The following is a 6,750-nucleotide window of genomic DNA, read 5'->3' as shown; positions in this document are numbered from 1 at the left end:
AACTCCGGCGGGTAGTGCTTCATGACCACGAGATGTCCGTTCTCAGATTCTCAAGATCTAGTGTCTCGTGTGTCCAAGATCAGGGGTCAAGCCCCACCGGCCGCCGAACACTCCCAGCATCTTCATCCTGCCTCGCCGCTGGGTGGTCGAGCGGTCGGTCGCCCGGATCATGCACGTCCGTCGACACACGCGACTACGAACGGCTGATCCATCACTCCGAGTCGCTGATTCTGAGAGTGGCGGCCACCACCGCCCCCCACTTTCAGATCCAGGGTCATATCGGGCCCAGCACCTCTCGGGGTACGGCTGCCAGCTCAAGGGTTTCGAGCACAGTGAGCAGTTGCCGCTCCTCGTAGCGGAAGTGGTTCTCCATAATCGCGGCGATGCCTTCGATGTGACGGTCGAGCTCCTCAGGCGGCGCGGCCCGGTCGACCGCGGCACGGAGGCTGCCGAGCAGGTGGGCGATCATCGAGTGATCCTGCTCGAGCGAGCGCAGCACCGGGCGCAGTTCTGGGTGCGCAGCTGCGATGGCCGGGAACAGGGTACGGTCTTCGCCCTGGTGGTGGCCGTCGAGAGCCGCGCAGAAGCCGTGGCAATACAGCAGCAGTTCACGGGTGGCTGCCTCACCGGGGGTGCCGTCGGCGAGGGAGGCGCGGGTCACGGCCAGCGCTTCCCGTAGTCGGTGGTGCACCTGACGGAGTTCTTGGCTCCAGGCAACGAGCCTGGTCGTCTCGCGCTCAGTCACGCGAGAGCGAAGGGTGCGACGAGTACATCGTCGGCCTCCTTCGATCCGGCGCCTCCATGCCTGACACGGTCTGCCACCGGCACGCGACGCTTCCCACACACTACCGCACCTGCTGGGTTAACCATCGCCGCAGGTGAGCGTCGTCGTATCCGTTGTCCACGTGGAGCTTGGCAGATCGGCGTCGACGCGGGCCGCGGCGCGAGCGGATGGGAGGTATCCCTTTCACCAGCGGGATCAGGGCCTGGCTGTCGTGGACGTTGGGCCCTGCGGTACCCACGGACAGGGGCAGACCGGTTCGCGATTCTGTGCGGCTCGCGGGGTACATCCGGGGTGTCGACCGGCCGACAGCTGGACGGGTTCGGGCTGGAGGACCAGGAGCGCATCGTGCGCCGCCGGACCCGCGACCACGGCCACCGCCTGGCCCACCTGCTCGTGGAGAAGGCCGTGCCCGGCACCGTCGCCGGGGACGAGCGGCCCGAGCCGGCCACCGCGTCGCCGTGGGTCGAGGAGAAGAAGGCGCAGGGCGTCGTCGCCCCGAACTCTGACCGGCTGGCCTGCGCCCGCGAGCTAGTTGTGCAGGAGGCGACCCTGGCCCAGTGCTGGAAGCATGGCGGCCGGGCGTTCATGGGCGGCCGGGGCGAGATCCTGCCCGACGATTCCGAAGACCCGATGCGCACAGCCATGCGCCAGATGATGGAGGTGTTCGCGCCGCTGAACCGTGAGCAGCGGCGCCGTGCGGGTGGCCAGGGTGGCGTCGTAGTGTTGGGCCGGGCGCTCGATACGGGCGGTGGCATGGTTTTGGTACAACAATGGCTCGTGCCAGTCGACGATGAACGGATCAGAGGGCATGTAGAGGTCCGGATCCTGGGCGGGAGTGAGCTGCGTGGTCAGCCGGTGCAGTTCCGCACACAAGCACTCGGCCGCCCGGTCCAACTCCTGGCGCGCGCCCTCGATCTCTGCCTTCTGGACACCCCCGTCATCAAGCCGCGGCTACAGCGACTCGTGCCACGCTGCGTTCCGTCATCCGTCCACAAAGCGGTGGAAGTGGAAACCCCGGCAGTCCGGGTCCTGCAATGGGCAGGCGGGATGCGGGGTGCGGTCCGGCTTGGGCGCCGACGGCTCGGGATCCCGGTAACCTGGCCTCGGCGCAGGCACCCCGAACGCGGTGCACAAGCAGTCGTGTGTGCAGGAGCCGGAGAACACCGGGTCTCCATGGTGGTAGCGCGGATGGCCGCACCGGCAGGTGAATGTCGCCCAACTCGCCATCCGGACCCCGTCCCCAGCAGCCCTCGTCCCGCTCAGGGTAGCGATGAGGTCATGTAAGGGGGAGCCCGTGACTACATTCCGGCGCTGAAGTCAACGAGCGCACCAGAGCCGAGTTCGTCGTTGGCGTCGGCCCATTCGTCCCAGATGGGTGATGCCTTGTTCCTGTAGCGAGCCGATGCTCGAGTCGCCTCGCGGGAACCACAGCAGTTCGTACACGGCAGCATCGGGGTTCAGGTGCTGTTCTCGGCGTCGTGCGTGAGGGTGCTGTGGCGGAGCTGGTGCAGGTTTCAGATGTCCAGGCGTTCGGCGTCCTCGGGCGGGGGACTCGTAACAACCCTGCCGTTCTGGAAGGGGATGTGGCCGAGGATGTCGAGGACGGCTTGTCAGCTCCGTCTCAGGGGCAGAAGCGGCTACCGTGGCCGTGCCACACGGACGTCGTTGCCCGCCTGCAAGCACACGGTGCCGAACTCGTCGGCGAGATCGTGCAGTACGAGAACATCTATCGGCTCTGCTACGTCCGCGGCCCCGAGGGCATCGTCGTCGGACTCGCCGAGCAGCTCAGCTGAAGGCCGCCGAAGAGGCGTGCACCCGTAGGGCAGGCGGGCCTTGGCCCCGCCTCGGCTGACTTGCGGCTGCCACGCATGACAGCAGCTTCACCGGCGCAGACTGTGCAACGCTTGTTCGTGCTGCTCGCCGAGGGGAAGAGCGCGGAGGCGGCGGCGCTGTTCGCCGACTCGGCGGAGGGCATGCGGACGTTCTTCGAGCTGCTGCAGACCCATGTGCAAGCCAAGGAGTTCGAGCTCCGCCAGGTCATCGCCGAGGGCGACGATGTAGTGCTCATCGGGCGCATGGTCTCCGAGGTCAAGAAGACGGGCCGGGACATCGACAACGCGTTCGCCCTGCACACCACGGTCCGGGAGGGGCGGATCACCCGCTACCACCTCTACGATGCTCTGTAAGAACGGGCCAGTGCCTCGCACAACGCGCCGGTTTCAAGAGGACTTCTGCGAACGGCGACCTGAGGGAACGTGGTCGTCTCCGGAGCTCTCGCAGAACTCTCGCATCCGGTCCGTTTGTGAGAATCGAGGCCATCGGCGTTGGAGCGCTGTCACGACAGCGGGGCCTGATCGTGTGTCGTGGTGAAGCGCTTGCGGTACTCGGTGGGCGTGATGCCCAGATGGCGGGCGAAGGCGCGGCGCAGGGTCTCGTCGCTGCCGAGGCCGCTGTGCTGGGTGGCGGAGGTGATGCTGTGTCCGTCGAGGAGGAGTTGCTGGGCACGGTCGAGACGCACGCGCTCGACCCAGCGGGCGGGGGTGGTGTGCAGTTCGGTCTGGAACAGCCGGGTCAGGTGCCGGGTGCTGACGGCGGCGGATGCGGCCATGGCGGGCAGGCTGTGGTCGGCGGTGGGATCGGCGAGCACTGAGGCGGTCAGCGTGCGCAGCAGGTCGCTGCGTGCGGGTGGGGTGGCCAGTGCGGTGGAGAACTGGGACTGGCCCCCGGGACGCTGCATGAACACGACCAGCTCGCGGGCGATGTCGCGTGCGGTGTCGGGACCGTGGTCGTGTTCTACCAGCGCCAGCGTCAGATCGATGCCCGCACTGATGCCTGCTGAGGTGATGTAGCGGCCGTCGTGAATATGCAGGGCGTCCGGTTCGACGTGTACGGGAGGGTGGCGGCGGGCGAGGGTGCGGGCGTGGCGCCAGTGGGTGGTGGCCCCGGCTGTCGTCGAGCAGGGTCACGCCGTCGAACACGAGGAAGGCGATCCGATGCGTCATGTCTGAATCTGTGGTTCATGTGGCCGGACAGACATGGTGCCAGCCCACGGCACGGGCGAGGGCGGAGGAGTCCAACGATCAGGTGCCAAGGAGAGGAAACCCTGATGAGCGAGACGATCGCAGGTGTGCGGATCCCGGACAGCGCCCTGGCGCGTGAGGCGACCGAGCTGGTGCGCGAGGTCAGTCCGCCGCTGCTGTTCGACCACTCGCGCCGGGTGTTCTTGTTCGGGTCGCTGCGCGGCGCCGAGCAAGGGCTGGACTTCGACCCTGAGCTGCTGTACGTGGGGGCGATGTTCCACGACCTGGGGCTGACGGAACGCTTCCGCCGTACCGACCAGCGCTTCGAGATCGACGGCGCCGACGAGGCCCGCCGCTTCCTGCAGGCCCGCGGCATCACCGGTGAGCCGGCCGAGCGGGTGTGGACGGCCATCGCCTTGCACACCACCCCGGAGATCCCGCTGCACATGGCGCCCGAGATTGCCCTGGTCACCCGCGGCGTGGAACTGGACGTCCTGGGCATCGGCTACCACGCGGTCTCCGACGAGCAGCGCGCCGCGGTGATCGCCGCCCATCCCCGCCCCGACTTCAAGAACCGGATCCTCGCCGCGTTCACCGAGGGCATCAAGGACCGCCCGGACACCACGTTCGGCAACGTCAAGGCCGACGTCCTCGCCCACTTCGTTCCCGGCTTCCGCCGCGGCGACTTCGTCGACGTCATCAAGGGCTCCGGCTGGGCCGAATGACCACCTCTGCTACGGACAGCGCAGCTCGGCGCGTACGAACGACAGACGTGCGGGCGGGACGCCCACACGCCGGCCCGCCATCGGCTCAACGGCTGCCCTCGACGACCTGCGTACCGCCCGAGCAGGTTCGGCAGGTCGATCTTCGGGAGCATCCTCTCGACGCGGCAGCGCAGCGAGGCCAGGGACCCCGGCTCGCCGAGCGCACCGAGCTTGTCGACGTTCAGCTTCACCCGGCCGCTCTCGGTCGTCTCGATGCTGACCTCCGCGGCCGGCCCCGCCTCGCGAGGCGTTTCCGCGAACTGCTTCCAGCCCGCGTCCAGGCCCCGCACCAGCTCCGCCGGGTGCTCCTCGACGGGCATCTCCAGGCTCAGCCCGGCGAGGACGCCCTAGCGTACGGCCTCGCGTACGGCCTCCCACTCCGGGCCGTCCAGCAGTCGGGCCCGGGGGCCGACCAGCGGTGCGAGGGCGCGGCGAACACGTCGTGGCGGATCAGGGCGCGGTGGAGTTGCTCCAGCACGCACACCACACCACGTACGCGCCCTGGGGCGATCGCACCCTGGTCCCCGGGCAGCGCCGGGTCCGCCCGGCGGGCGGCCTTGGCGAAGGTGGCGGACTGTGCTTCTCCGCACCAAGTCAAGTGAGACGATCACGGTTGTCAGGTGGATTGGGGGCGGGTGGTCGGGACACCGAGGGACACAGGTGCCCCCTCCTCGATCTCCGCGAGTCGCGGCAGCATCTTCGGATTGACCTGCGGCATCGGGCATCATCCCCCAACTGCGGGCCACTTTCGCGACGCAGGCAGTGGGATGTGTTGCATTCCGACACCGTCGATGTGATGCCTGCCACTGGCTGGGTGCTTCGGGTCGGGCATGCGCGATCATGACCGGATGGACGCTCGTTTCCTTGGCATCGCTGAGCTGGTCGAAGCCCCGTCCGTGGCGGTCGTGGTCGACGTCATGCGTGCTTTCACGGTGGCCGCCTGGGCCTTTGCCCAGGGGGCGGAAAAGATCGTTCTTGCTGAGTCGCTGGACGAAGCCCTGGCGCTCAAGGCTCGCCACCCGGATTGGGTGGCGCTCAAAGACGGTCCGCCGACGCCCGGGTTCGACACCGTCAACTCGCCGGGCCTGCTGCGAGCTGTTGACCTTGGCGGACGGACCGTTGTGCAGAAGACCACGGCAGGGACGGTCGGTGCCCTCGCGGTCAAGGAGGCGTCGCTGGTGCTGTGCGCCGGCTTCGTGGTGGCGGAGGCAACGGCGCGGCTCTTGCGGACACGCGAGTGTGACAGTGTCACGTTCGTGGTCACTGGCGACGACGGGCAGGCCGATGAAGATCTGGCGTGCGCTCAATACATCGCTCGCAGGGCCACCGAGGCTGGGACGGATGCGGCTGAGTTCCTCCGCCGCGCCGGCGAGTCGCGCGCCGCCGCCGAGCTGGCGGAGGGTGTGCGTCAAGGAGCCCATCCTGATGACGTCGCACTCTGTCTTGAGCTCGACCGGTTCCCCTTTGCCATGGTGGCGACCTTGGAAGACTCGCTCATGGTCCTCCGTCCCTGCGCCGTGCCTTCACTGACCGACGAGGACCGGCATCCGGTCGGATGATCCGAAGTGGACCGAGCCGTTCTGCGGATTGAGCCAGTCGCAGTTTGAGAAGCTGATGGCGTTCCTGCGTTGCCGTGCCCGCGGCAGATCGGATCCTGGACAGTCTCGCCCCACTAACGGCGATCTCGCCGACCCACCGGCCGCGCAAGGACACCGCGTACATCGTGGTTGGTGCGCTGGTGCCAGCCCGCGACCGCGGCATCTCCGCATCGCACCGAACCCGGCGTTGCCCGGGCCCGTCGCGGAGCTCCGATCATCGCGGACGGCGGCTACGGGGGCACCGGTGCGCTCATCCCGCACCGCGGACGGCGAGGCCAACAGCACCTGAGCGCCGAGCCGGAGGCCGGGAACAAGGTTCACCGCAAAGCACGCGCCCGCGTCGAGCACGCCCCTGTCCCGACTGAAGAACTGGAAGATCCTGCGGGACTGCCGGCTCAAGGGCAATGGCGTCCACCAGGCCATGCTCGGCATCGCCCGGCTTCACAACCTTGCCCTCACGGGATAACTCTCGCCTCATATGTGACAGCCTTAGAAGCTGTTGTCTTTCCGGGCTTGAGGACGGTGTTTTCGCTGGTCGGGCATAGGGTCGGTGATCCTGTGGGAGTGGTGGTCTGTCGTGTCGT

General features: G+C 68.0%; 6 protein-coding genes and 4 pseudogenes. 6 read left to right on the top strand and 4 right to left on the bottom strand.

The features are described from left to right. Positions 1-274: 274 nt before the first annotated feature. Complete coding sequence (locus ACWDSL_RS50825; protein ID WP_450496247.1) at positions 275-745, bottom strand: hemerythrin domain-containing protein; 471 nt, start codon at positions 743-745, stop codon at positions 275-277. 109 nt (positions 746-854) lie between these two features. Continuing rightward, positions 855-1,043 (bottom strand): annotated as a pseudogene (locus tag ACWDSL_RS50820) (transposase); the annotation flags it as partial. A gap of 32 nt (positions 1,044-1,075) precedes the next feature. Between ACWDSL_RS50820 and ACWDSL_RS50815 the strand changes: the two are divergent. The 3 genes and pseudogenes from ACWDSL_RS50815 (at position 1,076) to ACWDSL_RS50805 (ending at position 2,970) form a co-directional block, all read left to right on the top strand. Beyond that, the gene (locus ACWDSL_RS50815) at positions 1,076-2,068 is read left to right on the top strand and encodes a hypothetical protein (RefSeq protein WP_450496245.1); all 993 of its coding nucleotides are present in this window, start codon (positions 1,076-1,078) and stop codon (positions 2,066-2,068) included. A gap of 374 nt (positions 2,069-2,442) precedes the next feature. Then, positions 2,443-2,577, top strand: a pseudogene (locus ACWDSL_RS50810) (VOC family protein); the annotation flags it as partial. Positions 2,578-2,694: 117 nt separating this feature from the next. Then, positions 2,695-2,970, top strand: a complete 276-nt coding sequence (locus ACWDSL_RS50805) for a nuclear transport factor 2 family protein (protein ID WP_450496248.1) — start codon at positions 2,695-2,697, stop codon at positions 2,968-2,970. A gap of 149 nt (positions 2,971-3,119) precedes the next feature. Here ACWDSL_RS50805 and ACWDSL_RS50800 read toward each other — a convergent pair whose 3' ends face one another. After that, positions 3,120-3,521, bottom strand: a complete 402-nt coding sequence (locus ACWDSL_RS50800) for a helix-turn-helix domain-containing protein (protein WP_450496243.1) — start codon at positions 3,519-3,521, stop codon at positions 3,120-3,122. A gap of 369 nt (positions 3,522-3,890) precedes the next feature. Between ACWDSL_RS50800 and ACWDSL_RS50795 the strand changes: the two genes are divergently transcribed. Next, on the top strand, positions 3,891-4,529 hold the full coding sequence (locus tag ACWDSL_RS50795) for an HD domain-containing protein (RefSeq protein ID WP_450496242.1): 639 nt from the start codon (positions 3,891-3,893) through the stop codon (positions 4,527-4,529). Between the two features lie 119 nt (positions 4,530-4,648). Here ACWDSL_RS50795 and ACWDSL_RS50790 read toward each other — a convergent pair. After that, positions 4,649-5,112: pseudogene (locus tag ACWDSL_RS50790) on the bottom strand (Tn3 family transposase); the annotation flags it as partial. Positions 5,113-5,416: 304 nt separating this feature from the next. Between ACWDSL_RS50790 and ACWDSL_RS50785 the strand changes: the two are divergent. Further along, positions 5,417-6,127: a 2-phosphosulfolactate phosphatase gene (locus ACWDSL_RS50785; RefSeq protein WP_450496240.1), complete on the top strand. Its 711-nt coding sequence runs from the start codon at positions 5,417-5,419 to the stop codon at positions 6,125-6,127. 255 nt (positions 6,128-6,382) lie between these two features. Continuing rightward, positions 6,383-6,632, top strand: a pseudogene (locus ACWDSL_RS50780) (transposase); the annotation flags it as partial. Between the last annotated feature and the right edge of the window lie 118 nt (positions 6,633-6,750).

Source organism: Streptomyces sp. NPDC000941, from assembly GCF_053599555.1.
The sequence above is the reverse complement of the archived record's forward strand: the minus strand, read 5'-3'. Positions and strand labels throughout refer to the sequence as shown.